The sequence below is a fragment of the Mesorhizobium sp. B2-8-1 genome, assembly GCF_006440955.1.
Taxonomy (GTDB): domain Bacteria; phylum Pseudomonadota; class Alphaproteobacteria; order Rhizobiales; family Rhizobiaceae; genus Mesorhizobium.
This window is the reverse complement of record NZ_VFTX01000001.1, coordinates 80725-104204: the sequence shown is the minus strand read 5'-3', so window position 1 is coordinate 104204 and position 23480 is coordinate 80725. Positions and strand designations below refer to the sequence as shown.

Annotated in this window: 26 protein-coding genes; 17 read left to right on the top strand and 9 right to left on the bottom strand. The window is 61.7% G+C overall.

What is annotated here, in order from left to right:
• Positions 1-51 precede the first annotated feature (51 nt).
• Positions 52-1032 carry a LysR family transcriptional regulator gene (locus tag FJ428_RS00535; RefSeq protein WP_140878739.1) on the top strand — a complete coding sequence of 327 codons (981 nt, stop codon included), beginning with the start codon at positions 52-54 and terminating at the stop codon, positions 1030-1032.
• Here the strand turns inward: FJ428_RS00535 and FJ428_RS00530 are convergent.
• The 3 genes from FJ428_RS00530 to FJ428_RS00520 are packed head-to-tail and all read right to left on the bottom strand — an operon-like array spanning position 1019 to position 3757.
• On the bottom strand, positions 1019-1819 hold the full coding sequence (locus FJ428_RS00530) for a M55 family metallopeptidase (protein WP_140525154.1): 801 nt from the start codon (positions 1817-1819) through the stop codon (positions 1019-1021). The two genes, FJ428_RS00535 and FJ428_RS00530, sit on opposite strands and share 14 nt — an antisense overlap.
• A gap of 2 nt (positions 1820-1821) precedes the next feature.
• The gene (locus FJ428_RS00525) at positions 1822-2850 is read right to left on the bottom strand and encodes a P1 family peptidase (protein ID WP_140515179.1); all 1029 of its coding nucleotides are present in this window, start codon (positions 2848-2850) and stop codon (positions 1822-1824) included.
• Positions 2851-2866: 16 nt separating this feature from the next.
• The gene (locus FJ428_RS00520; RefSeq protein ID WP_140555725.1) at positions 2867-3757 is read right to left on the bottom strand and encodes a D-amino-acid transaminase; all 891 of its coding nucleotides are present in this window, start codon (positions 3755-3757) and stop codon (positions 2867-2869) included.
• A gap of 261 nt (positions 3758-4018) precedes the next feature.
• On the opposite strand from FJ428_RS00520, the gene FJ428_RS00515 reads away from it, so the two are divergent.
• From FJ428_RS00515 to FJ428_RS00475, 9 genes are all read left to right on the top strand, one after another.
• A complete protein-coding gene (locus tag FJ428_RS00515; RefSeq protein WP_210239482.1) occupies positions 4019-4336 on the top strand; it encodes a metalloregulator ArsR/SmtB family transcription factor in 318 nt (105 codons plus the stop codon).
• Complete coding sequence (locus FJ428_RS00510) at positions 4333-4821, top strand: SRPBCC family protein (RefSeq protein WP_140623827.1); 489 nt, start codon at positions 4333-4335, stop codon at positions 4819-4821. The genes FJ428_RS00515 and FJ428_RS00510 overlap by 4 nt, the downstream gene beginning before the upstream one ends.
• Before the next feature lie 76 nt (positions 4822-4897).
• The gene (locus FJ428_RS00505) at positions 4898-5311 is read left to right on the top strand and encodes an MAPEG family protein (protein WP_140878738.1); all 414 of its coding nucleotides are present in this window, start codon (positions 4898-4900) and stop codon (positions 5309-5311) included.
• 25 nt (positions 5312-5336) lie between these two features.
• Positions 5337-6842 (top strand): hypothetical protein, encoded by a 1506-nt coding sequence (locus FJ428_RS30155; protein ID WP_181167174.1) that lies wholly within the window; start codon positions 5337-5339, stop codon positions 6840-6842.
• Entirely contained in the window at positions 6830-7303 is a 474-nt protein-coding gene (locus FJ428_RS30530; RefSeq protein ID WP_224519087.1) for a type I secretion C-terminal target domain-containing protein, read from the top strand. The genes FJ428_RS30155 and FJ428_RS30530 overlap by 13 nt, the downstream gene beginning before the upstream one ends.
• A gap of 38 nt (positions 7304-7341) precedes the next feature.
• Positions 7342-7713 (top strand): hypothetical protein, encoded by a 372-nt coding sequence (locus FJ428_RS00490; protein ID WP_140878737.1) that lies wholly within the window; start codon positions 7342-7344, stop codon positions 7711-7713.
• Positions 7714-8166: 453 nt separating this feature from the next.
• Entirely contained in the window at positions 8167-9366 is a 1200-nt protein-coding gene (locus tag FJ428_RS00485) for an ABC transporter substrate-binding protein (protein ID WP_140878736.1), read from the top strand.
• Positions 9367-9385: 19 nt separating this feature from the next.
• Entirely contained in the window at positions 9386-10072 is a 687-nt protein-coding gene (locus tag FJ428_RS00480) for a thermonuclease family protein (RefSeq protein WP_140878735.1), read from the top strand.
• A 105-nt stretch (positions 10073-10177) separates the two neighbouring features.
• Positions 10178-10924 (top strand): GGDEF domain-containing protein, encoded by a 747-nt coding sequence (locus tag FJ428_RS00475; protein ID WP_140734655.1) that lies wholly within the window; start codon positions 10178-10180, stop codon positions 10922-10924.
• A gap of 124 nt (positions 10925-11048) precedes the next feature.
• Here FJ428_RS00475 and FJ428_RS00470 read toward each other — a convergent pair whose 3' ends face one another.
• From FJ428_RS00470 to FJ428_RS00450, 5 genes are all read right to left on the bottom strand, one after another.
• Positions 11049-11861 (bottom strand): formylmethanofuran dehydrogenase subunit C, encoded by an 813-nt coding sequence (locus tag FJ428_RS00470; protein ID WP_140566637.1) that lies wholly within the window; start codon positions 11859-11861, stop codon positions 11049-11051.
• A complete protein-coding gene (fhcD, locus tag FJ428_RS00465) occupies positions 11858-12766 on the bottom strand; it encodes a formylmethanofuran--tetrahydromethanopterin N-formyltransferase (protein WP_140878734.1) in 909 nt (302 codons plus the stop codon). Before fhcD ends, FJ428_RS00470 begins: the two co-directional genes overlap by 4 nt.
• Positions 12754-14385, bottom strand: coding sequence for a formylmethanofuran dehydrogenase subunit A (locus FJ428_RS00460; RefSeq protein WP_140878733.1), 1632 nt, complete (start codon positions 14383-14385; stop codon positions 12754-12756). The genes fhcD and FJ428_RS00460 overlap by 13 nt, the downstream gene beginning before the upstream one ends.
• Positions 14379-15485 carry a tungsten formylmethanofuran dehydrogenase gene (locus tag FJ428_RS00455; RefSeq protein WP_140878732.1) on the bottom strand — a complete coding sequence of 369 codons (1107 nt, stop codon included), beginning with the start codon at positions 15483-15485 and terminating at the stop codon, positions 14379-14381. The genes FJ428_RS00460 and FJ428_RS00455 overlap by 7 nt, the downstream gene beginning before the upstream one ends.
• A 118-nt stretch (positions 15486-15603) precedes the next feature.
• Positions 15604-15984, bottom strand: coding sequence for a 4a-hydroxytetrahydrobiopterin dehydratase (locus tag FJ428_RS00450; RefSeq protein WP_140498164.1), 381 nt, complete (start codon positions 15982-15984; stop codon positions 15604-15606).
• Between the two features lie 157 nt (positions 15985-16141).
• Between FJ428_RS00450 and FJ428_RS00445 the strand changes: the two genes are divergently transcribed.
• From FJ428_RS00445 to fae, 7 genes are all read left to right on the top strand, one after another.
• A complete protein-coding gene (locus FJ428_RS00445) occupies positions 16142-17113 on the top strand; it encodes a beta-ribofuranosylaminobenzene 5'-phosphate synthase family protein (RefSeq protein WP_140524695.1) in 972 nt (323 codons plus the stop codon).
• Positions 17114-17142: 29 nt separating this feature from the next.
• Positions 17143-18036, top strand: coding sequence for an NAD(P)-dependent methylenetetrahydromethanopterin dehydrogenase (locus FJ428_RS00440; RefSeq protein ID WP_140878731.1), 894 nt, complete (start codon positions 17143-17145; stop codon positions 18034-18036).
• A gap of 46 nt (positions 18037-18082) precedes the next feature.
• Entirely contained in the window at positions 18083-19144 is a 1062-nt protein-coding gene (locus FJ428_RS00435) for an ATP-grasp domain-containing protein (protein WP_224519076.1), read from the top strand.
• Positions 19141-20097, top strand: a complete 957-nt coding sequence (gene mch / locus FJ428_RS00430; protein ID WP_140515161.1) for a methenyltetrahydromethanopterin cyclohydrolase — start codon at positions 19141-19143, stop codon at positions 20095-20097. Before FJ428_RS00435 ends, mch begins: the two co-directional genes overlap by 4 nt.
• Positions 20098-20148: 51 nt before the next feature.
• Positions 20149-21096 (top strand): RimK family alpha-L-glutamate ligase, encoded by a 948-nt coding sequence (locus FJ428_RS00425; RefSeq protein ID WP_140878730.1) that lies wholly within the window; start codon positions 20149-20151, stop codon positions 21094-21096.
• Between the two features lie 12 nt (positions 21097-21108).
• Positions 21109-21969 carry a triphosphoribosyl-dephospho-CoA synthase gene (locus FJ428_RS00420; RefSeq protein WP_140560489.1) on the top strand — a complete coding sequence of 287 codons (861 nt, stop codon included), beginning with the start codon at positions 21109-21111 and terminating at the stop codon, positions 21967-21969.
• A gap of 148 nt (positions 21970-22117) precedes the next feature.
• Positions 22118-22624, top strand: coding sequence for a formaldehyde-activating enzyme (gene fae, locus FJ428_RS00415; RefSeq protein ID WP_140498176.1), 507 nt, complete (start codon positions 22118-22120; stop codon positions 22622-22624).
• A gap of 135 nt (positions 22625-22759) precedes the next feature.
• Here fae and FJ428_RS00410 read toward each other — a convergent pair whose 3' ends face one another.
• Entirely contained in the window at positions 22760-23458 is a 699-nt protein-coding gene (locus FJ428_RS00410) for a HisA/HisF-related TIM barrel protein (RefSeq protein WP_224519075.1), read from the bottom strand.
• Positions 23459-23480 lie beyond the last annotated feature (22 nt).

Here is a 23480-nt window from a genome sequence, read left to right as displayed (position 1 = left end):
TGCTCCCATTGCGGCTGGATCAATGCTCGAACGCAGTGGAGGAGAGGCCGCGTGGAAATCAAATGGCTCGAAGATTTCGTGACGCTTGCAGAAACCTCGAGCTTTTCGCGGGCAGCCGAAATCCGCAATGTCACCCAGTCGGCCTTCAGTCGGCGCATCAAGCAGCTTGAGACGTGGCTCGGAGCACCGCTCATCAGTCGTGCCACCATGCCGGCCGAACTGACATCGGCCGGACGCAATTTTCTTCCGATGGCGCAAGACGCCATCAGGATGTTCTATTCGGTGCGCGAGTCTCTGCGCCCGCCTGCGGAACAGGGGCTTGTACGCTTTGCGGCCCTTCACACATTGACCATCACGTTCTTTCCGGTTTGGCTGCGGGAGGTACAGCGGAACACTCGCACCTTCGGCACATCCTTCATGGCTGACAGGGGTGGCATCGAGGCGAACCTGGCTGCACTGACCGATGGCGAAACCGACTTCTTCCTGACCTATGCGCACCGTGAAGTGCCGTTTCACCTGGATCGCGACAAGTTTTCTCATCTGGCTATCGGATCGGATCGGCTCATCCCGGTCGCGGCGCCGGAACTGCGCTTCGACAAGTCGACCGTGCCCGCGGCGGGCATTCTGGACAGTCCGGAAACGGCAAAGCGAGCTTTGCCCTATCTGGGCTATGGTTACAGCTCTTTCTTTGGTGTCGCCCTCGGAAAACTGTTCTCGAAGCACTCGCCGTTCCGGCGTCAGACAGTGCATGAAAGCACAATAAGCGCCGGACTCAAGGAACTTGCGCTGACCGGCGCGGGCATCTGCTGGCTGCCAGAAAGCCTCGTCGAGAACGACATCTCCAATGGAGCCCTTGTCATCTGTTCGAATGACAGCACATGGACGCTCGATCTCGAGATACGATTGTATCGCAGCTCGGAGAAGACGCGAAGCACCATGGTAGAGGCTCTTTGGCAATCATCCAAGGCGCTGGCGCAAACGTCGAAGCCCGCCGCACCAGCCGCAGGCACAGCGATCTTCAGCTCTTCATGAAGCGGAAGGCGCGCAGCACCTCGAAATAGTCGTTCGATGCAAAGGCGACGGCACGTGGCCCGTGCCGGCGCACTCCGGGATACCAGGAAGCGCGATAGGCATCGACGGGATTGCTGAATTCGATGATGATCTCGACCCTTTCCGGCATTGACGGCAAAGCTTGCCGCGCCCTGTCGCGCAACGCCCTTTCAACGCCCTCGCATATTGCGCCGCGCGCCGCCGCAGGCGCCAGGGAGATGGTGGCCGCGCCGATGCCTTTGAGGGTTTCGACAGTGGCTATCCCCGGGACGAGGGCTCTGGCGTCCGCGCAAATGCCTTCGTCGCCGGAAAGAAATACCGAGCGCACGCCATAGCGCGCGGCGCACAACGCATTCAATGTGAATTCGGACGCTGTTTCGCCATTCAGGATCAGCCGCGATATTCGCAATGTCGATGTGTGTGCAAGCGGGTTGTCCTCGACGCCGGCCTTGGAATGGTAGCCGGTATAGAGCGCGGCATCGAAGCTTTCATCGATCCCGAACATCATTGCGTCCGGATGTCCCGACCAGCCCCTCACGATGCGCGCGAAAGGCGGCATGCGTTCGAGAATAAGGTTGCGCCCGCTGTCATGCGCATCCTTGATCATGATTTCGGTGGCGCCAGCGGCTCGCGCTCCTTCGCAGGCGGCCAGGACCTCCCCGGTCATCAGTTCGCGGAATTCCCTGTGGTCGGCATGCGTTCTTTCCGCCTCGTCCCAGGATTGAATGCCCGCGGTGCCTTCGATATCGGCCGAAATGAAAATCTTCATGCTCAAAGGGGCTCCTTCAGCCAGTCGGTCAACGCCGGAATCCTGCGTCTATTTCGTCCAACCACGCCTTGCGCGGCGCACAGGGCGTTCAGAACGGCCTCGACCGTGGTTTCCACAACCGCTTCGAAAACGAGGTCGATGTATCTGTCATCGACACGCGAAATCGAAATGAACGGTGAAGGCGAGACGTGCGGCAGAGGATCGGCGGTCGTGAAGGCGATGGCGATATCGCCACTGCCGTGTCCCCAATACGAACCGAGGCGGGCAATGCCGGCGCCGGCCCGGCTGGCGGCACGGTTCAATTGCCGGTCGTCAAGAGGAATATCCGTGCCGAGAATGATGATGATCGACCCGCTTTCAGGCTCGCCGAGCCCTTTGGGATCGGCTCTGCGGCCATCCGGGAGGACAAGATCCCCTGCCCTGCCGAAATTGGACAACACCAGAGCGCCAAGCGTGAAGGCGCGAGACCCGATCTCGACAGACCTGGACGCGCTGCCGATACCCGCCTTGAAGCCAAACGACGTCATTCCGGTGCCGGCGCCGATGCTGCCCTGTTCGACCGGACCGGCGCTCGCGGCATCCAGCGCCGCTTCGGCGTCATGCCGGGTGACCGCCATTGCCTGAATATCATTGATGCCGCCGTCGTTGCATTCGCAAACGACGGGATTGACCGTGCTGGTCTTGCGCCCGATCTCCGGGTTGGCGGCAATGGCACGCTTGATCAGCGCCTCCGCACATGGTGCGACCGAGAACGTGTTGGTCAGAAGGATCGGCGTTTCGATCGTGCACAGTTCGGACAATTGCATGAGCCCGACGGACTTGCCGAAACCGTTGATGATATCGACCGCCGCCCTGACCTTGGATCTGAACAGGTCGCCGCCATGGGGCAAGACGGCGGTGACGCCTGTCGCAAGTCCGTCGGCGATGATCGTCTTATGGCCGACCAGGACACCCGGCACGTCCGTGATCGCATTGTTCGGGCCGGGCGGCAGCCGCCCCATGCAAAGGCCTAAACGCCGTGCCGCGCCCATTTTCACATCCCACTCATCAAGCAAGGGCCGCTCTTCCGGCCGCATGCCCGTTCATCTCTGCAAAAGCTGTCTGGACGTAAATTTCCTGCAGGCGGCGTGTCAATGGACCAGGTTGGCCGTTTCCGATCCTGTGGCCGGCAATACGGATGACGGGGGTGACCAGGCTCGAGGCGGAGGTCAGGAACGCTTCCGCCGCCGAAAACGCCTCCTCTGGCGAGAACGCACGCTCTTCAAACAAAATGCCCTGGTCTTCACATAGACGCGCCACTGCTCGCCGCGTACAGCCGGGCAGGATGGCTTGAGAATTGGCGCGAGTAATGACACGGCCGTCGTGCGTAACGATGAAAGCCGTCGCCGATGCGCCCTCGGTCACCTGTCCACCCTCGACAAACCAGACATCATCGAAGCCTTTCTCGCTTGCAGCATGCTTTGCCAGAACCTGCCCCAGCAGCATGACAGTCTTTATGTCGCGCCGCGCCCAGCGCGGATCAGGCGCCAGGTCGACGGCGACGCCTTCGGCCTGAGCCTTGGTTCCTACGAGTTTGCGGGCGCTTGTGAAGGCGACCATGGTCGGCTCAAGATCATCGGGAAACAGGAAATTGCGCTTGGCTTCGCCGCGCGAAATCTGGAGATAGACCGTTCCTTCATCCAATCCGTTGAGCGAGATCAGTTCCAATTGAATGGCTTCTATCTCAGGCAGCGTCACGGGCATGGGAATACATATCTCGGCAAGCGACCGCTGGAGACGATTGAGATGGAAATCATTGTCTATCAGCCTGCCGCCGATCACGGCGGTCACCTCGTAGACCGCGTCTGCAAAGAGGAACCCCCGATCGAAGAGACCGATGCGCGCCTCGTCTTCGGGCATGTAACGCCGATTGCAATAGACTTGCGCCACTTTGGCCATCCTCGATCCCAGCATCAACTGACTGCTCGATAAATGCCAAGGCAGGTCGGCAAAGACCAATTCAAAAAATGCAATTCGGTATGCCGATACCGTCAAAGCGCAACTGGCACTCCCTGCGACGGCCGCATGATTCACGCCACGAGACGGCGCAGGTCGCTGAATGGTTTCCTTTAATCCCGCGGAGCCGAACGGGGGCTTGGACGACGCATCGTTGACCTCCCGATATTGACAGGTCGCGGCCATCGATTTAAGTTCGCGTTAGTGGCTACTAACGCGAACTACTGGACAGCGCTCGGAGATCCGACAAGGCGCACGATCTTCGAACTGCTGGTCGAACAGCCCTGTTCGGTCAGCGGACTTGCTCGTGCCCTGCCTGTAACCCGGCCGGCCGTCTCTCAGCACTTGAAGATACTCAAGGCTGCCGGGCTTGTGGCCGACACGCGCTCGGGCAAAGAACGCATATACCGTATCGATCAGGATGGGCTGGCAGGCCTGCGCGCGGAAATCGACCAGTTCTGGAGCAAGACCCTGGCGGGCTACAAATTAGCCGTCGAGTATCCAAAAAAGGACCAAGTATGAGTAAGGACCCTGCACTCGCGCCCGTAAGGCATTTCGTCGTTGTCGAGGCATCCATTGCGCGTGCCTTCAAGGTTTTCACCGAGGATTTCGGGAGATTCAAACCTCGAGAGCACAATCTTCTTGCCGTTCCGATCGCAGAAACGATCTTCGAACCCCGGGTCGGAGGGCACGTTTACGACCGAGGTGTGGATGGCAGCGAGTGCCGCTGGGCTCGTGTGTTGGCCTACGATCCGCCCAGCCGGCTGGTTCTGAGCTGGGACATCAGCCCTCGGTGGCAGATCGAGACCGACCCGAACAAGACGAGCGAATGGGAGGTCCGGTTCACGGCCGAGACCGAGAACAGAACCCGGGTTGAGATCGAGCACCGGCATTTCGAGCGCCATGGGCAAGGCTGGGAGGGCGTGAGGGGTGCAGTTGATAGCGATCAGGGCTGGCCGCTCTACCTGCAACGGTTCCACGGCCTGTTCAACCATCGGGCAGCCTGACAACCGCGTTGCAGTTCATGGGGGTATGACTCGCAAGCACCGTATCGCCCACTGAGATTCCAGGAGCAGAGACAATATGGAAGTCTATTGGTTAAGCATCCTCGGCGTGCTTATGCTTTGTTTGCTGTCGGTGGTGTTGGCAGTCTACTCCGGTTCGTCCAAGGGATTTGCAGGGGTACTTTCAGGACCGGTAGTCCCGGCGGACGACCACAACAGGCTCTACAGGATCGACCGCGTCCACATGAACTCGGTTGAGGCGCTGGCGCCCTTTGTCGTGCCCGCGGTGCTGGCGATGATGGTTGGTGTTGGACCGACCACTTTGGCGACGCTTGTGGGGCTGCACCTGGCGATACGCCTGATTCATCTGGGAATCTACCTACGTGGCGGAAACGCCGCAAAGGGAGGCAGTGTCAGGACGGTTCTGTACGTTTCGGGAGCGCTGGTTACGCTTGCCCTTATTCTTGTGACTGGATGGGCAGCACTCCATTGACGCGCTCAACGGCGCCGGCACGCTCTTGACCATCAGCCAGATCCAGAACGGCGCCGCGGTTGCTGTGGTGTCGGTGTCGCTGTCGAACACCACGGCCGGCGCCTACACGGTGACCCAGCTGCATGCCATCGACCATCCGGCGGGCGGCAACGAGGACGACGTGGCGTTCACGGTCGGCTACACGACCACCGACCATGACGGCGACACGGTACCCGGTTCGCTGACGATCAACGTCGACGACGACACGCCGACGATCAGCGGTATTCAGGATGCGATCATGCCGAACGTCAACAATACCGATGTTCACGGCACCTGGCAGCCGTCTTTCGGAGCGGATGGGCCAAGCCTCACTTCGGCAATCGGCATCGCGATGGGAACCGCACCGAGCGGACTGACCTACGCGTTTACCGGCTATGGCAACAATGCCAATGGCGACGCCGTGACCCAGGTCGATGTGAAGAACGGAACAACGACACTCTACACGTTCTACGAATACACCCACTATGACACCGCGACGCATTCATCCGAGATGTTCGCATACACGACGCTCGGCAGCGCGTTGGCCGCCTCAGGCGCCAACGAGTACTTCACGCTGACCGCGTCGACGACCGGCGCTTACGATTTCCACCTCGTGACGAACAGCTTGCAGTCGACCGAAACCTTCGACGCGACGGGCGTCCACCCAGGCACCGGTAACTACGCGACGATCTTTAATAATGTTGTCAGCTTCGGCACTGCAGCCGTTCCAGCCAGCGGCTACGATGTCCTTATCGATGGCTTCGACTCGTCAAACGTCGATGCTACGGTTCACATGAACAAAAACGGCCTGGGCGTCAATTCTGGCAACCTGGATGACGGCGACACCCTGACCTTCAAGTTTGCTCTCGTTCAGAGCGAGGTCTCGCTGACTGTGGGTAAGGTCACCGCGGCCTTCGAACATTTTCAGGTTACTATCTGGGATGCGACGCATACCACGCAGGCAATCTGGAACGTCACCCAAGCTGATGGCACCCCGTTGATCATTGACGCAGCGCACTGGAGGGCAAACGGGTCGTCAATTTCGGGTGCGTTCTTCGACTTCGGCGAAGTGGACGTGAAGAACGTTGCAAACAACGTTAACGATGTCGACAGCAAAATTGTGCTGACGTCGCTTAGCTACAACTCCCAGACAATCGTTAGCGATACCACGCTGAATTTCGCGCTGAGCGTGACCGACCATGATGGCGACACCGTCGCCAGTCCCGACAATCTGTCCGTCTCCCTGGCCGGAACCCACACCGGCGCCGGCTACCAGGAAACCGGCACCGCGACCGCCGAGGTCATTGCCGCGAGTTCCGGAGCCGACACGATCAATGGCGGAACCGGCCCAGGCGATGTTGTCGACTATTCCGGCAGCGCATTGGCCCTTTCGATCAATTTGGCCGATGACGGACATGCCTCCGGCGTATCAGGGACGTTTGTCAATCCGGCCGATGGCAGCATTAGTGCGGCAATGCCGCCGGAGACAGCCTTACCAACATCGAAGGGCTGATCGGGGGCTCGGGCGCCGACATTCTGTTCGGCAACTCCGGGAACAATTATCTCTCGGGTGGGGCAGGCGACGACTTTCTCAAGGGCGAGGGTGGCAACGATCTGCTCATCGGCGGTTTGGGCCATGATACGCTCACCGGCGGCACAGGTGCCGACACGTTCAAGCTCGACAGCCTCGACATCAAGGATCTCATCACCGACTACCATGTTGCCGAGGGCGACAAAATCGACCTGACCGCGCTGTTCGACTCAACTCCGGCCACCATCGCCAACTTCGTGCACTATAATGCGGGAACGAGTACCCTCAGCGTCGATACCAGCGGTTCGGGCAACGCGGCTAATTTCGTCGACGTTGCCGTCCTGCAGAACGCGCCCGCGGCCGGCACGATCAACCTGCTTATTGCGACGCGGCACACGTGCAATACACGGCCACGATCTAGCACATGGCGTACGGTTATATGAGGTACGTTATACATCACTAATATCGAGGGGAGCTCAACATGAAACATTCTGCAAGACTGCTTGTTTCCGCTGCGACGCTGCTGCTGGCAGTCGGATCGACGGGGTATGCCGCCGACATCATCGAAGGACCCACGGGCGATTATTGCGGTGTCGTCGGCACCTCCAACCTGGTGCTGAACGACAACATCGTCGATCTCAGGGATCAGGTGGTGAAGCTGATGGACGAGTCGGTCGCCGTCGCCAACAGCTCGGAATGGATCAATTCGTCCCGGCCGGTTTTCGTCTGGGCCTCGGAAGCCAAGGTCGCCTGCGGCATGGCTTACGGCTATCTCAAGACGAACTACAAGGACGAAGACACGCTCAACAAATGCGAGTGTTTCCACGATCGCATGGTCGAGTACATGCACTGACCGGATAGGCAACCTGCGCCTGTTGGCCACCATGGCAGCGGACGGATCAACTCCTGAAGGCGATCGCCGCAACGATCGCCCTGGCCGGCATTGGCCAAGTCGTCACGCTGGCTTGCGCCGACCGGCTGGAGCAGCCTCCCATGGCACAACCTCCGTCGTCCGGCTCGGCGCAGCCGATCCCATTGTGACGCAACCGCAGTGTGGTATGCGACAGACATTCAAGGCGTTCGCGAGCTATCAGCCGACCGTGCCGTTGCCGATGGCGACGTTCGGCGTTTCCGCGTTTTCGTCGGACCGCGATACCTTCTCAGGGCAAGCGCGACGGGTCGGGGCGCTGAGGGCCCGGCTCTTCGGCGGCTGAAGAAAAACAGGACGGCACGACCAGTTCGCCGTAACATGCGTCGGAGACCAGACCGGGAATAATAAGCCGGCGGTGAACAGGGTGGGACAATCATGGAAGCTGGCCGACGGGTCCGTGGGCTGAAGATTTGGGCAACCGCCTTCGCGCTCGCCGCGGTATTGTCGGGCTGCCAGTCGAAGGGGGGCGTTACCGAAGCGCTCGATCCGGCGGCGATTGCCGCGCCTGCCGGGCAGGACGGCGCCCCGGCCGCCGGCCCGGCCCAGGCAACCCAGTCGATGGGTGCCGGTTCGACGAAAATTACCATGCTGCTGCCATTATCCGCCCCGGGAACGGCGGGGCAAAATGGCCGCAAGATGCTCGATGGCGCCAAGCTCGCGATGACCGATATCGGCAATGGATTGCTTACGCTGACGGTGGAGGACACCGGGGGCGACAACGCACAGGCCGGCAAATTGGCGCTGCAGGCCCTGACGACCGGCACGAAAGTCGTCATCGGGCCGACCGAACTGCCGGCAGCCCAGCATATCGCCACATTGTCGGGATCGAAGCGGCCGCCCGTGCTGGCGCTTGCCGACAATTTCGCGGGCGGCGCCGGTGTTTATGCCGTGCGCCTCAGCGAAGCGGACAGTGCGGCGGCGGGCGCCGCGGGCATCGCCGCAAAAGGCGGAAAAAAATTCGTATTGTTTGTCGCGGGTGGCTCGAATGCCAGCACGGTCGAGAAGCGGGTCGCCAACAGTCTCAGCATCTATGGCGCGACGCTCGCCGTCACCGTTCCATATTCGGCCGGCGACGGCGCCGCCAAGGCGGTCGACGAAATGGCCTCGCTCGTGGACACTCCCGACGCTGTCATCATTGCCAGCGGCGATGCCAGCCCCTCGCCTATCCTTGCCGCCCTCAAATCAAAGGGCATTGCGGGCAAGGCGACCTCCGTCGTCGGAACCAGCCGTTGGCTGGAGCATCCCATGGAACCATCGTTCGAGGGAGCCTATATCGCAACGCTCGATCCGGGCGAAACCGGGCCGATCGCCGATCGCTTCAGGACGACATACAATTATCCCGCCGACGTCAACGTAGCCTACGCTTATGATATGGTTGCGCTGACTGCAGGAATTGCCAGCGCGGTCGGACCTGACGGTTTCAGCAAACAGGTGCTCGAAAATCCGAGTGGATTTCGCGGATCGACCGGCCTGTTCCGCTTTCGCGCCGATGGATCCAGCCAAAGATCGATGCCATTCTATCGGATAGAAAAGGGTGCGCTCAAACTGGTTGCCAAATCGACCTCGGGGTTCTGACCGTCCGGTAACGAACGCTGTGCTGGCCCGCCTGGTCATTACGGTCGGAGGCCTCGAGCTGCTGTTCGGGATTGCCCTGATCATGCATGCCGGAGCCTTGCTTGCGACCGACAGGCCTGCCCTTGGGACTCGTGTCGAGAATGCCGGGCAACCAGCCCGGTCGCAGACGACTGTTCCCGACGGAAGATGGCGAGAAGCGCGCAGGGTTGCCGAGGGCATTGTCGCGCTGCCGTCGATTGACCTGCCCGAGATCGAGCGGATCGAAGCCCGGCCGCCGCTCGGCGACCTCGGCCTCGCCGTGCCCCCTAAAACGCCGATGCCGAATGACTGGCGCGAAACCCTGCTCTTCCGGCCAATGGCAACGTCATCGGCGACTTTCGAATCCATGGGACGCAAAGTGGCCGTCAGTGGTGTGGCCAGCATAGAACCGGAAGCCACCTGCTCGTTTCACGATGTCGCTTGGTCCTGCGGCCAGCGCGCACGCGCCGCCTTCAACTCCTGGCTGCGTGGGCGCGCGCTGAAGTGCTTCATGCCGCCGGAGATCGAGCGTTTTGCCATTGCCGCGCCGTGTAGCCTTGGCAAGCAGGATGTCGGCGCCTGGCTTGTGTCCAACGGCTGGGCGATCGCGCTGCCCACCGGCATCTATGGCAAGGCGCAAGCAGTCGCCGAGGACGCGGCGGTGGGAGTTTTCGGCCCGCCGCGATAGGCGAAAATCGATTCACGTTTCGCACATCGATCAAATTGTATGATTTGCCGCAACTGAAATTGCGCATGCCGGCGCTATGCTCGCCGATCTGACAGGAGATTGGTAATGGCACAAGCCGAAATGACCGCCACCGAGCCGGTATGGAAGGGTGTCGCGTGGCTCGCCTTCCTGGGGACCGTTGGCAGCCTTGCCCTCTCCGTGGGCCTCAATTACTTGCTGTTGTTCAGCGAGGTCTTGACGCCGTTCGGGCGCAGCATGGTCACTGCGGTGCTGCTGCCTCTGATCATCGGTCTGCCGCTTTTCGTATTGATCGGCTTGAAGCAGGCCCAGATCCGCGGCTACCGGCGGGAGCTCAACAGGGCCGAAACCTATGACAGGGTGACAGGCTGCCTGAACGGCCCGGTTTTCACCTCGATGGTCGAGCGGCGCGCGGCCAGGCCGTCAGCGCCAGGGCCGCGCTCGGGCGCCTTCCTGGTGATTCATGCCGAACACCTTCGCTCCATAAATCTTCGCTTCGGCCCAGATTGGGGCGATGAGGCCTTGCGGCTCGTCGCATCGGCCATTCAGTCTTCGGTCCGCAAGGAGGATATGGTAGGTCGCATAGGAACATCGATGTTCGGAGTCTTTCTTCCAGGTACGACCGAAGCGGAGGCCGCAGAAATTGGCGAGCGCATTCGGGCAAGCGTCGCGCGGGTCTATTTCGCGCCCAAGGGGACCGAGGACGTTCTGGCGATCAGCCTGGGAAGCACCGTGTTTGAAACCGAGCTTGGATTCGAGGACATGTTTCGCTCAGCGGAAGCGCAATTATCCGCCCGCGCATCCGCCGAAACGCGCCCTACAGGTCTCCAGTAGGCCGCTTTAACCTTGGCGAAGCCAATAACTGGCGGCAAATCGACGTTTGGACACATTCCTAAAGCTCAGCGAGCAGGGCCGCTCGACAGGCACAAGGACTTGATCGATCTCGTTGCCGGAAACCTCATCGGCGCGGAAAGAGAACCTCGCCCATTCCAAGCACCGCGTTGTCGCCGCCATATTTATGTGGTGCGCTCCCCAGCAGCGGCCGTTTCAAAATGCCTTCGGCGATCAGATGGCGATCGATGACGGTGGCAAAAACGCTCTCGGGCGCGCCACACTCGACGAAGCTCGGCGACAGATGTCCTGGCGCGCGATCAAGAAGGATCGAACCGCGACGCATCAGGTAGCCGGGCATTTCACCGATGCCACCGGCTACCACCAGCGTGCCCGCGATCATGCGGCTGCCGGCATAGTCGCCCGAGCCTTTCAGCACCGAGATCAGACCGCGCCGCATCCGGTCCGCGGCGAAGGCGCCCGCCCTGCCCCTGACGATCAGCACGCCGCCATTCATGCCGGCCAGTTCGCCGACGAGCGGCGCACCAAGGTGATCGCCGGCATTGCCTATTATCTCCAGCCTGCCGCCGCGCATGCCAGAGCCGGCGTGCGGCCCCGCATTGCCTTCGATCGTCAGCTTGCCGCTGCGCATGGCGCGCCCGGCCTGCGCGCCAGTATTGCCGATCACGCGAACCGATCCACCTCCCATGCCTTGCGCCACCCGGTCGAGGCGCGCGCTTCCTCCTTCGAACACGATGCTTAGCGGATCGCTGCCGGCGAGGCGAAAAATGTCGCCCACCTTCGATCCGTGCTTCGACATGCCGATCCGGATTTTTTCGATATCCCGTCTTTCGCTCCCAGCAAGCCGCTCCGGCGTCAGCGGCGACAGGTCGAGGCGCTCAGGCGGTTCGGCAACAAGAGTGAAGGTCAGCGCCTTCATGGCAACATATCCTTCAGCGAATAGATGAACTTACCGAGCTTGCCGCCGTAATTGCCGGCGCCGATGCGAACCGCGCCTTTCTTCGGTCCGATCTGGATGACGGCCTTGATGCCGGCCTTCATCGCCGCGGCAACGGCATCATTGGTCTCACCATCAATGACGATTTCCAGGACGGCGTTGATGTCGGGGCCGAGCTCACTCGCAACCACACCGCGCAGTGTCGGCGCGTAGGCTTCGTTGGCCGAGGCGATCATGCCCTTGTATTTGCCACCTATCTTGGAACCCGAACGGGCGATGCCGCCCGGGAACGGCACGATGGCACCGGGCACCATTCCGATCGCGGCGACCGCGGCCTCGGCCGCGACCAATGCGTTGGCGCTGCTTTCGGCCATGACAAAGAAATTGCCGCCGCCGACGGCTTCCTTCGTCAGTCCGGTTGTTGCCTCGCAGAGGAATTCACCATCCATGACGGGAATGCGCCAGAAATGCCTGTCGCCGATCTTCTTGGAGATTTGCCAGCCGTCGCCAAAATAACGCAGTGCCGAACCGAGCTTGAGCCTAGCGCTGCCCTCCAGCCCGGCAAAGCAGGCGGAGCCCGGCGAAGTCAAAACACACTGCCCGACGCGATTGAGCAGTTGCTTCTGCAATTCATCGGTTCCCATCGCGAAGATCATCACGCGGCAGCCGGGCCGGCCATCCGGGGTGGCTGACGGCGGCAGGTCGGCATCGATTGCCGCTTCGCAGCCGCAACCGATTACCGAGGTGGCGAAGCCGGTCATCGTGATCGCCGCCTGCCGTGCCCATTTCCGGTTCGGCGCGGTGATGATGATGGCGGTTGCCCGCATCCCAAAGGCTTCGGCAAAAGTATCGTCGATCGTTACGCCATTTACGCTCACGTTCGGCATGGCACCTCGCCGAATGGCTGTTCACGCGCAATCGCGGAATCCGGGAAATTGAACCAATCCAAGGACAGGCCGTAGCGCTGCTGGTGATAGTCCTCCAGACGCCGCACCATCGCCTTGTCCACAGGTGGATTAAGCCTGAGGGCCTTGCCCCAGCGGTAATGGATGATCTCCCCGTCCTGCACGACGAGATCGCCATCCTTGAAAACATATGCCGCCTGTCCGAGCATTTTCGCGATACTTTCGTTCCTGCGATAGACAGCAATATCGGCTATCGCGCCGGCGCCGAGATGGCCTCGATCCGTCAACCCAAGCAGCCTGGCCGGCGCTGCGCGCGTCATGATGGCTATTTCCTCGAACGTGTATTCGCGGTCGATTGCGGACAGGGTAGAGTGCGCTAAGGCGGATCGTGAAAGTCCAGCGGCCATTTCGGTGCGTGCTTCCCGCCTCATCAGCAGCTCGAACAGAGCCGGATAAGCGGTAAAGGGTGCACCGTTGGGGTGATCGGTGGTGAAGAACACACGCCAGGGATCGTCGATCAGGAGAAAAAGCTCGAGCCCGATCGCCCACTGCATCGTGCCATAAAAGTCCTTGCCATAGCTGTAGGGCACGATGCCGCCGCCATTGCCATCCCCGTCATGAATGACGGTCTTTTTCGGATGCGCGCTGCCCCGCGCCGAGAACTGCCGCATGACGTCGGAGGAGACCGTGACCGTCTGACCGAACATCACCTGACCGATATCGATGGTGACTTCCGGCGTCGTGTTGACCAGTTCGGCAAGCCGCGCGGCAGCGGAGGAAAATCTTCGCTTTCCTTCCGTGCCATAGCCATAGAACTGGAGGTGGGCAAGGTGCAGCGGCTGCCCATCCGCCGCCGCAATCGTCGCGGCCGCCGTGTCCGCAGATCCGGGAACGCCCAGATTGTTGCAATGGACATGCAAAGGATGCGGCAGGCCAAGATTGTCGACGGCGGCCTGCAGCGTCTTGACGATGTTGCGCGAGCTGACGCCGTAGGAAGGCACCACATCGTCCAGCGCGAACGTGCGTGCGTTTTCCTTGAAGGCGGCCGCTGCACCGGCGTTGATCACCTTGACCCCGAGCGCTCGCGTCGAGGCGACCGTCCAGGCGACATAGTCCTCGATCATTTGAGGTGTGGCGGCGTCACGGATCATTGACAGCAGGAAGTCGTCGTTGCCGAGAATGGCGAGCGTCGCCTTGTCGATGATCGGGATGTCGGCCAGCTCAAGATGGGTGTGGAGTGCAGATCCCGGCGACATCGCCGGTTCGACGACCGTCGTGAAGCCCATCTTGGCGTAGAGACAGCCGGTCTGGAAGGTCGACCAGCCGGCATTGGAGAGCGGCGTGGTCGCCGGTCGGGCCTGATGGGCGGCATGCTGTTCGGGCAAGAGAAGCCGCGCGGTATTCACGTTACCGCCGCCAATGTGGGAGTGGATGTCGATGGCGCCCGCCATCACGATGCAGCCGGCGGCTTCGATGGTCCGGTCGGCCACCCCCTCAGCCGGCGCCGCGACGATCTTGCCGTCCTTGATCCACAGGTCGCCCTTGCCGAGACGGCTGTTGACGGGGTCGACGATGTCGCCGTTGGCAATTTTCGTCAGCATGGCAATGCCTCGGCGAAAACCCGACTGGCGACCAGGCGAATGATCGTCGCGGCGGAGGGCAATTTCGAAGCAGCGCGGGTATCAGTCGACTTCAGCGAGCCGGTACGGCTGGAATAGACAACCGCATCGTGATCGACCCCAGCTTCGCCAATGGCGATGGTGACCGCGGCGCCTGCGACCGGCTCTTCCGTTTTAGCCAGCGCAATCAGTGCCATGCGTCCCCTTTTTCTCGGGAGTTGGGCGACCGTGGCGGAGATCCGCAGGTGCAGGTCGGCTTCGCCGGCGGCGATCATGCGCGCCACATCGTAACGCCAGGGATCGAATTCCGGGAAGCCCCGCGCAAAGCCCGTGCGCAATGGAAAACCTGTCATCCAGGTCGAGGCGAGCACGCTGCCCCACCCGTTTTCGCTCGCGGGCAGATGAAGGCCAGATGCACGTGATTTGCGATTGAGATCGGCGATCAGCCCCTGCAGCATCTCCAACGCCAACCCATGGGTGGCGTGGCCTGAAAACAGGAACACGGGAAAGTGCGCAGCCGCCAGAGCCTTGGCGAAATCGTTGAAGTTTGACACCGGTCGCGATGTTTGCCGCCCCTTGTACTGCGCCCTCAGCGCCGCCAGCGTGGCGCCGAGGCTAGCCTGGCCACAGGAAAGGAGCGTTGCCTTGCGCCCGTTTTTCAACGGCGGCACGGACACCCCGTTCGATCCCACCAGGAAGAACTCGCGCTCATTCCCGGTCGAGAGATCGGGCCTGGTCAAGAGATCGGGAACCGTGCCAGCGAGTTCGGCAACAAGGTCATGATGGGTTTGTGCGAGTTCGCCCACAATCACCACGATATCGGCACGCCGGCGCGTCTCCCCAGGGGCGACGGTCATCGCGCCCCTGTCGGTAAAAAGCATGGTCTCTCGGGCAAGTGCCGCGCCGTCGGTGTGATCGTATGCCGCGCCAAGCCGCTCGGCCAGCGCGATCGCCGCCCTCGTGCCGTGTATGTCCGTATCAAAGCTGAAAACCGGGCACCGGCTTGACGATAACAGCGACGCGGCATGCGCAGCCGCGCGCTCGACCAGCGCTTCCCGGTTGCCTATCCAAGCAACCGCCATTCGCTACACTACTTTCTGGTGCCGGCCCGATCCTAGACGAAACTGGATTGGCCGTGAACCCCGCTTGCCAGCAGATTAACGAATGTTTTCATACGCTATCAACAAACTCCGACCGCGCTTAATCATATTTGATGTAAGCGAAGCGTTGATCGGTCGCCGGAGTTCCCTCCAGCGCTCCGCCTTCCTTGGCCGGCTGCCACTGGACAACGTCCTCGATCTTTCTCGCCAACTCAAAGTCCTTGTCGGTGATACCCTTCGCCGCGTGGTTCATCAGGCGTACCTCGACCCAGGCATAGGAAGCGGTGATATCGGGATGGTGCCACGCCGCCTCGGCGAGATGGCCAACCGTGTTGATGACCATCAGCGTCGACTTCCAACTGTGGGTCTTGTATTTGCGCCGGATCCAGCCGTTTTCGTAGCGCCATTTCGGCAGCTCCTTCTCAAGCCGGTCGGCAATCTCGGCGTCCGAATAGACCTTCTCCTTGACCGTTTCGCTCATCTCGACCTCCCCGAATTGCTCGGTCCGTCAACACGACAGGCCAAAGCAGAAACATGAATGCACTCTCTTTGGCTTGCTCCCTCGACGAAAACAGTTATCATCGTGGCGGGCACCTAAACTTCCATGATGCATCCATGATGCACCCATCGGGGGGCAGATGTCGAATTTTGTTACCGTACGAGTGCCCGCTCGCCTTCACCTTGGCTTCCTCGATCTCAATGGCGATGCCGGACGTCGCTTTGGCAGCGTTGGGCTTCCGTTGAGTGAACCCGAAACCGTTGTCACCCTGTCGCGGTCCGGCGAGACCATAGTCGAAGGTTCCGAGAGCGTTCGCGCCGGTGAGCACTTGTCGACGCTCTGCAGGCATCTCGGCATTCGCGGCCAGCACCATTTGGTGATCGAACAGTCGATCCCGAGTCACGCCGGCCTTGGGTCCGGCACGCAGATCGCCCTTGCCGTCGCCTCGGCACTGCGAACGCTCCACAACCTGCCTCTCGATGTCGCCGGCGACGCGACCCTGCTCGAACGAGGCGGCCGATCTGGAATCGGCATCGCAAGTTTCGAAGACGGCGGCGTGATTGTCGACGCGGGCAAGGACGAGCGTGGCGGACCGCCTCCGGTCGTCGCGCGGCTGCCGTTTCCCGAAGAATGGCGCGTCATCCTCATCCTCGACCATGCCGGGCATGGACTGCATGGCGAGGCAGAGGTCGCGGCGTTCCGTTCACTGCCACCCTTCCCGACGGCGGGCAGCGGCGAGATCTGCCGGAGGGTACTGATGGGTATCATGCCGGCCTTGGTCGAGCGCGATCTTGCGGCATTCGGCGCTGCCGTCACCGCGATACAGATGCTGATCGGCAGCCATTTCGCTCCGGCGCAGGGCGGTGTGTTCACCTCAAAGCGGGTCGAGATGGTCGCTCACCGTCTCAATAAAGCGGGCGCCGTCGGGATCGGCCAGAGTTCCTGGGGACCCACAGGCTTTGCCTTCGCGCCGTCGCATGACGCCGCGCTCAAATTCGTCGGCGCGGTTCAGAAGACAGCCGTTGAAGACGGCCTTCAGATCAAGATCGTCAAAGGCAGGAACTCCGGCGCGAAGATCAGTTCGACCGGACTCGGTCTCGTCGGCAGCTGACGCTCAGATTCCAAGCAGAAAGGCGAGAAATGGCCCGCAAACATATCCTGCATATGCTGACGCCGTTGAAGCACATGAGCCCGTTCGACGTGAACATGGCGCTCGACGCGGGCTTCGACAGTGTAGTCCCCTATGTCGATGTTGGCCTTGGCGAGGTGACAGGCCTGGTTCAGGACGCGATCTTTTCGCGTCCGCCGGATGCCGGCGTCGATACCGGCATCTTTATCGCCGGGAAGGATGCTTCGTTGGCGCTCGACATGTTCGATGCCGCGAAAAAGGCGATGGTGCCGCCTTTCCAGGTTTCGGTATTTGCCGATCCAGCCGGCTCGTTCACCACGGCCGCGGCGATGGTGGCCAAGGTCGAAAAGGCGTTGGAGAAGAAATTCGAGCGCGGGCTGAAGGACACGAGGGTGGCTGTTTTCGGCGCCACCGGCGTGGTTGGCTTCTGCACCGCCGTCATCGCGGCAAGGGAGGGCGCCCGCGTCACGCTTGTCGGCCATGACGGCATCGAAAGGGTGAAACAGATCGCTGCCGAGATCAAAAGCCGATTCAAGATCGGTGTCGATGCGGCTGACGGATCGAGCGATGCCCGGAAAACCGATCTGGTCGAAGCAAGTGAGGTCATACTGGCTTGTGCGAAAGCCGGCGTCCAGGTGGTTTCAAAGGCCCAGTTGAGAGGCAGCGGCTTGCTTATCGCCGCCGACGTCAACGCGGTCCCGCCCGCAGGCATCGAAGGATTGGCCGTCAATGCCAATGGCGACCCGCTAGAAGCGGCAAAGGCCGTCGGAATTGGCCCGCTTGCCATCGGCAACGTCAAATATAAGGTCGAGTCTGGCCTTTTCAAAAGAATGATCGAATCCGAAAAAACGATCGCGCTCGATTTCCAGGAAGCGTTTTCCCTTGCACGCGAGATTGCCAAATAGCGCCAGATCTCTGCTGATCGCGGCGATTTCAGGCCGGGCATTGGCCATGGCTGCGCGGCGTGCGGGCTACCGTCCGTTGGTCGCTGATTTCTTCTGCGATACCGATACGGTTGCGCTGGCAGAACGAACGACCAAGCTGCCGGGTAACCTACAGGACGGCATCGACGGCGAGCGCATCATCGAGACGCTTCGGGACCTGGTCGGCGAAGACCAGCCGGTCGCCGTCGTCCTGGGCTCGGGTTTTGAGCGGATGACGGAGACTGTCGACGCCGTCGCTCGCCATTTTCCGCTTGCCGGCAATCGCGGCGCGGCGATCAGCAGGATCAAGGACCCGCAATTGCTGGCCGCGGATTGTGCCGAACTCGGCATCCCACATCCGGAATTCCGGTGGGATCGACCGCCTGAGCCAGACAGCTGGGTGGCCAAGACCGTGGGCGGCGCCGGGGGTGGGCATATCAGACAGGCGGCCGGAGAAAGCCAGACCACCGGCCGCTATTTCCAGCGTTTCGTCGCCGGACGCAGCGTCTCGGCCCTCTTCGTCGGCGACGGCCAGGCCGCGCGCATCGTCGGCTTCAGCCAACAATGGACTTCCCCCGTCTCCACGGCGCCCTACCGCTATGGCGGGGCCGTGCGGCTGAGACGCTTCGACCGCAGGCAGGCGGCGGTCATCGGCGGCTGGCTTTCAGCCCTGACGCGCCGTGCCGGCCTGGTTGGATTGTGCAGCGCCGATCTCATTCGCGGATCGGATGGCTACAAGCTCATCGAGATCAATCCGCGGCCAGGCGCCACGCTGGACATTTTTGACGAGGCCGACGCGCCGCTGATCGAAGCACATCTGCGAGCTGCAACCGGCGGAACTTACCGTTTGCCACGCTTCGTCGATTCGATGGCTTCAATGGTGACCTACGCCGCGACGCCAATCGCGCGGTTTCCGTCGATTGCGTGGCCCGAATGGACCGCTGACCATCAGTCGCCCGGCACCCCTCTGATTGCCGGCGACCCCGTCTGCACCGTCTTCGCGCGCGGTCCGAACGCCGATTTGACCAGGCGGCTCATCAAGGGGCAAGCCCGCCGGTTGCAACTCCAATGGGAAGGAGACCGGACATGAAAGACGGTTCGGCATTCCTGAACGACAATGCACAGCGCATCGCTGACGGCATGATCAGCGACGCCGAACGGCTGCGGATCGCCGCTTCCAAGGGAACCTTGGGCGAGCTCCTTATCGATGTCGGCGCCAAGGCGCCCGGCAGCGTCGAGGCCGGGCTGCGCATGGCGGAGGCGGCGATGGGCGGTCTCGGCAGCGTGTCGGTGTTCATGGACCGCACGGAGCGGAAATGGCCGTTCACCGTCGAGGTGCGCTCGTCGCAGCCGGTACTAGCCTGCCTAGGCAGTCAATATGCGGGCTGGAACCTGTCTGCCCAGGACTATTTCGCCATGGGATCGGGACCGGCGCGGGCACTCGCCCGCGTCGAACCCCTGTTCGACGCGCTTTCCTATCGAGACACCGCATCGTCCGCCGTGCTTATCCTGGAGACTGCCAAACCGCCTCCCCCAGCAATCGTCGAGAAAGTGAGCAAGGCAACCGGACTGGCAACCGACAAGCTCACCTTCCTCTACGCGCCGACGCAAAGCCTTGCCGGCAGCCTGCAGATCGTTGCGCGCGCGCTCGAGGTTGCCCTGCACAAGGCCAACGATCTCAAATTTCCGCTGGAGAACGTTGTCGACGGCATCGGAGCGGCGCCAATCCCCGCCCCCCACCCGGATTTCCTGACCGCCATGGGCAGAACGAACGATGCCATCATCTATGGCGGCAGCGTCCAGCTCTTCGTAAAAGGGTCGGCAAAAGAGGCCAGCAACCTCGCGGAGAAACTTCCGAGCCGCGCCTCACGGGACTACGGTCAACCCTTTGCCGAGATCTTCAAGCGGTTCAAGGGGGATTTCTATGCCATCGATCCACTGTTGTTCAGCCCGGCCGAAGTGATCGTGACGGCGATCGAAACCGGCGACACGTTTCGCGCTGGCCGGCGTGATCCAAAGATGCTCGAACGGAGCCTCGGTTAGCATGGCGGCACAAAGAGACCCGTCCGTCATCCGCCACATCCGAGGCACCACATGATCCCTCGCATCCTGATCGTCAGCGACAATTCGGACACCGGCTCAAGTGGCCTCGCGGCAAGGCTTGGTCGACGGGGCGCTATTGTTGCAACCGTGCCGCTGACGGCGATCGCGTTCGACACCGGCAGCCCGGGCGGACTTTCGATCCCCGGTTTCGGCGGTGCGCTGCCCGATGCCGTGCTCGTCCGTTCGATCGCCGCAGGATCGTTCGAAGCGATCACCCGGCGCCTCGGGGTACTGCACGCGCTGAGCCGGCTGTCGGTTCCCGTGTGGAATTCGGCGCAGGCGGTCGAACGCTGCGTCGACAAGTCGATGACGACTTTCCTCTTGAAAAATGCTGGCCTGCCAACGCCACCGACATTCGCCGTCGAAGGACTTGCCGCCGCCAAGGAGATCGCGGCGCAGGAGCTTCGGGAGGGACCGCTGGTGCTGAAACCATTGTTCGGGGCGCAAGGCCGCGGGATAAGGCTGATCCGTACGCTCTCCGACCTTCCCGCCGCAGACGAGGTGAACAGCGTCTACTATCTCCAGCACTATGTGTCGCGCGCCGGCCCGCCCTTCCGGGATTTCCGCGTTTTTGTCTGCGCCGGCGAAACAGTCGCGATGATGAGCCGCAGCAGCGACGACTGGATCACGAACGTCAACCGGGGTGGCGTGCCGGAGCCGGTTTCGGGACCTGGCAAGGCTGAGCTGGCATCGCTGGCTGTCGCCGCGTCAGCCGCCGTCGGCGCGGATTTCGCCGGCGTGGACATCGTGCGAGCCGACGATGGCAGCTTGTTCGTACTCGAGGTGAACAGCATGCCCGCCTGGTCAGGACTGCAATCGGTGGTCGCTGTGAACATCGCCGAAGCGATCGCCGATGCCCTGCTGAAATTCCTGGCCGACCGCACCGAAGCGACCGCCGCGCCGCGGCCCTTCCGTTTCACCGCGCCGGCGAATTCGTAACGGAGCGGCAGGATGGCGTTATCGCGTGAACGCCTCCGGGCTAGCTACAAGGATGCCTGCCGGATGGAGATCGAAGCTCTGAAGCCGGGCAATGTCCACCTGTTCGCCGACGGACACGGCATGTCCGCCGCCCAGTTCATGATGAGTGCCGAGGTTTCGTCCGAGCCGCTGACCGATCCTCGCCTCTCGGTCGGGCAGCGCATGCTGGAGGCGGTGCGTGCGACACGCCTGGCGGTAGCAACCAACACCAATCTCGGCATCGTCCTCCTGGCGGGGCCTCTGATAGGCGCCGCCGAAATGAGGAGTGGCAGCTTGCAGGACAATCTCGACTCGCTGCTGCGCGCGTTGAGCATGGACGATACCAGGGCAGTGTTCGAGGCGATCGCCATGGCAGCGCCAGGCGGCCTGGGAGATGCCGCGAATGATGTGCGGCAGGTGCCGAAGGTTCATCTCTTGGAAGCAATGCGGGAGGCTGCCGACCGCGATATGATCGCCCGCCAGTATGACACCTGTTTCGGCGACGTGTTCGGGGTAGGGCTGGCCGCGCTGGTAGGGGCGCTAGCTCGCGGAGAAAGCGGCATGTGGCCGACCGTGTTCGCCTATATGGCGTTTCTCGCAGGCTTCCCCGACAGTCACGTGGTGCGCAATCACGGAATTGAAGTCGCAAATCAGGTGCGACAGGACGCTCTTTCCGTTCAGGCGACGCTCCATGCCAACGGCGACGAGCCGTCACGCATTCGCCTGCTCATGGAGTTCGACCGCCGGCTGAAGGCGGACAAAGTAAACCCCGGCACCTCGGCCGATCTGACCGTGGCTACTCTTTTAGTCCACACTCTAGGCACTCGCTTGCATAATCGCGGCGTTGGTGCTTGACTTCCAAAAGCGGGAGCTGTGCTTCCGCGGCTATCTAGCCAACCGGTCCGGGCAATCCGGGCGCTGCCAACAAGGATAGCTGTCCATCGAGCGCCTGCTCGGTTGCAGCGTCCGTGGACATCATAATTGTGTCTTGGAGGAAATTGGCATGGCAAAAATCTCGAAGGTAATGGTCGGTGAATCGCTGGTCGGGGACGGCAACGAAGTCGCGCATGTCGACCTGCTCATCGGGCCGCGAGGGAGCGCAGTCGAAACGGCATTTTGCAACGCGCTTACCAACAACAAGGACGGTTTTACCTCGCTTTTGGCGGTGATCGCGCCCAATCTTCAATGCAAGCCCAATACGGTGATGTTCAACAAGGTCACGATCAAGGGCGCCAAGCAGGCTGTACAGATGTTCGGCCCGGCGCAGCACGCCGTTGCAAAGGCAGTGCAGGACAGCGTCGCGGACGGGACAATTCCGGCAAACGAAGCGGACGACGTGTTCATTTGCGTTGGCGTATTCATCCATTGGGACGCGGCCGACGACGCCAAGATCCAAAAATACAACTACGAGGCGACAAAGGAGGCCATCCAGCGCGCTATCGCAGGAACCCCGACCGCCGCCGAAGCCACCGCTCAGCGCGACAACGTCAAGCATCCGTTCGCGGCCTAGACAAGAGACAGCCCCGCACAGGAAAAGCCATCTTCCGAAACGGATGGTCTGTTGCGCCGGCTGAAAAGGGTTCTGGGCTTTTGAAGCGACACTCCCGAAGGGCGCCCGCCTTTCGGGGGTGAGGAGCAACTGTGATCAGGCGCCGAGCGACGCCAGGTGACTAGGTGTGAGCGTGGCGTTGTGCAGTGAGGTTGCGACCAGCGCTGCGGCGATGCCCATTGCTGACAATGCGTGGATATCGTTGTCATCGCGGACGCCGCCGGCCGCGATGACCGCGCGACTTCCCGCCTTGGCCTTGACCTCCTCCAGCCGCCTGAAGTCCGGGCCGGCGGCCGCACCGACTTTGGCCAGCGTCATGACGATCACCTTTTGCGGCCAAAGCTCGGGCTCAGCGAGAAGAGAACGCGGTCCGCAAAAATCATCGCCAAAGAAGTCAAGGGACAGGATGAGATCGGGATGATCGCGAAAATGCCGGAGCAGCACATCGTCCTGCTGCGATTCGGAGCCCAACACCGGGTAAACCGAATGTTCAGCGAGCGCCGCCAGAAGCGTTTTCCTGTCTGCTACGCCGGCATCGACCCAGAGCTCAGGCGGCTGCGTCATCGCCCTCAGCCGGGCAAGTGCGTCGCTGTTTGGAGTACCGCCTCCAATGGCGTCCAGATCGGCGATGTAGAAGGTCGAAAAGGGATGAAGCGTGCGCAACCCTTCGGCGACGGCGAGGACATCGGAACTTCGGCTGAGCGGCGTAATGATCGGCCGGTAGCGATCGCGTTTTCCTTGCTGGGCACGAACCACCTCGCCGCCTTTCAAGTCGAGAACCGGAATGATGCGCAACGCTTTTCTCGCCAACCAACTG

What these genes read in the sequence shown, in the direction of transcription:
- FJ428_RS00530 (WP_140525154.1), bottom strand. Translation starts at nt 1,819, where the DNA reads ATGAAGATTTTCATTTCGGCCGATATCGAAGGCACCGCGGGCATTCAA.
- FJ428_RS00525 (WP_140515179.1), bottom strand. Translation starts at nt 2,850, where the DNA reads ATGGGCGCGGCACGGCGTTTAGGCCTTTGCATGGGGCGGCTGCCGCCC.
- FJ428_RS00520 (WP_140555725.1), bottom strand. Translation starts at nt 3,757, where the DNA reads ATGGCCAAAGTGGCGCAAGTCTATTGCAATCGGCGTTACATGCCCGAA.
- FJ428_RS00510 (WP_140623827.1), top strand. Translation starts at nt 4,333, where the DNA reads ATGAGTAAGGACCCTGCACTCGCGCCCGTAAGGCATTTCGTCGTTGTC.
- FJ428_RS00505 (WP_140878738.1), top strand. Translation starts at nt 4,898, where the DNA reads ATGGAAGTCTATTGGTTAAGCATCCTCGGCGTGCTTATGCTTTGTTTG.
- FJ428_RS00490 (WP_140878737.1), top strand. Translation starts at nt 7,342, where the DNA reads ATGAAACATTCTGCAAGACTGCTTGTTTCCGCTGCGACGCTGCTGCTG.
- FJ428_RS00485 (WP_140878736.1), top strand. Translation starts at nt 8,167, where the DNA reads ATGGAAGCTGGCCGACGGGTCCGTGGGCTGAAGATTTGGGCAACCGCC.
- FJ428_RS00475 (WP_140734655.1), top strand. Translation starts at nt 10,178, where the DNA reads ATGGCACAAGCCGAAATGACCGCCACCGAGCCGGTATGGAAGGGTGTC.
- FJ428_RS00470 (WP_140566637.1), bottom strand. Translation starts at nt 11,861, where the DNA reads ATGAAGGCGCTGACCTTCACTCTTGTTGCCGAACCGCCTGAGCGCCTC.
- fhcD (WP_140878734.1), bottom strand. Translation starts at nt 12,766, where the DNA reads ATGCCGAACGTGAGCGTAAATGGCGTAACGATCGACGATACTTTTGCC.
- FJ428_RS00460 (WP_140878733.1), bottom strand. Translation starts at nt 14,385, where the DNA reads ATGCTGACGAAAATTGCCAACGGCGACATCGTCGACCCCGTCAACAGC.
- FJ428_RS00455 (WP_140878732.1), bottom strand. Translation starts at nt 15,485, where the DNA reads ATGGCGGTTGCTTGGATAGGCAACCGGGAAGCGCTGGTCGAGCGCGCG.
- FJ428_RS00450 (WP_140498164.1), bottom strand. Translation starts at nt 15,984, where the DNA reads ATGAGCGAAACGGTCAAGGAGAAGGTCTATTCGGACGCCGAGATTGCC.
- FJ428_RS00445 (WP_140524695.1), top strand. Translation starts at nt 16,142, where the DNA reads ATGTCGAATTTTGTTACCGTACGAGTGCCCGCTCGCCTTCACCTTGGC.
- FJ428_RS00440 (WP_140878731.1), top strand. Translation starts at nt 17,143, where the DNA reads ATGGCCCGCAAACATATCCTGCATATGCTGACGCCGTTGAAGCACATG.
- FJ428_RS00435 (WP_224519076.1), top strand. Translation starts at nt 18,083, where the DNA reads ATGGCTGCGCGGCGTGCGGGCTACCGTCCGTTGGTCGCTGATTTCTTC.
- mch (WP_140515161.1), top strand. Translation starts at nt 19,141, where the DNA reads ATGAAAGACGGTTCGGCATTCCTGAACGACAATGCACAGCGCATCGCT.
- FJ428_RS00425 (WP_140878730.1), top strand. Translation starts at nt 20,149, where the DNA reads ATGATCCCTCGCATCCTGATCGTCAGCGACAATTCGGACACCGGCTCA.
- FJ428_RS00420 (WP_140560489.1), top strand. Translation starts at nt 21,109, where the DNA reads ATGGCGTTATCGCGTGAACGCCTCCGGGCTAGCTACAAGGATGCCTGC.
- fae (WP_140498176.1), top strand. Translation starts at nt 22,118, where the DNA reads ATGGCAAAAATCTCGAAGGTAATGGTCGGTGAATCGCTGGTCGGGGAC.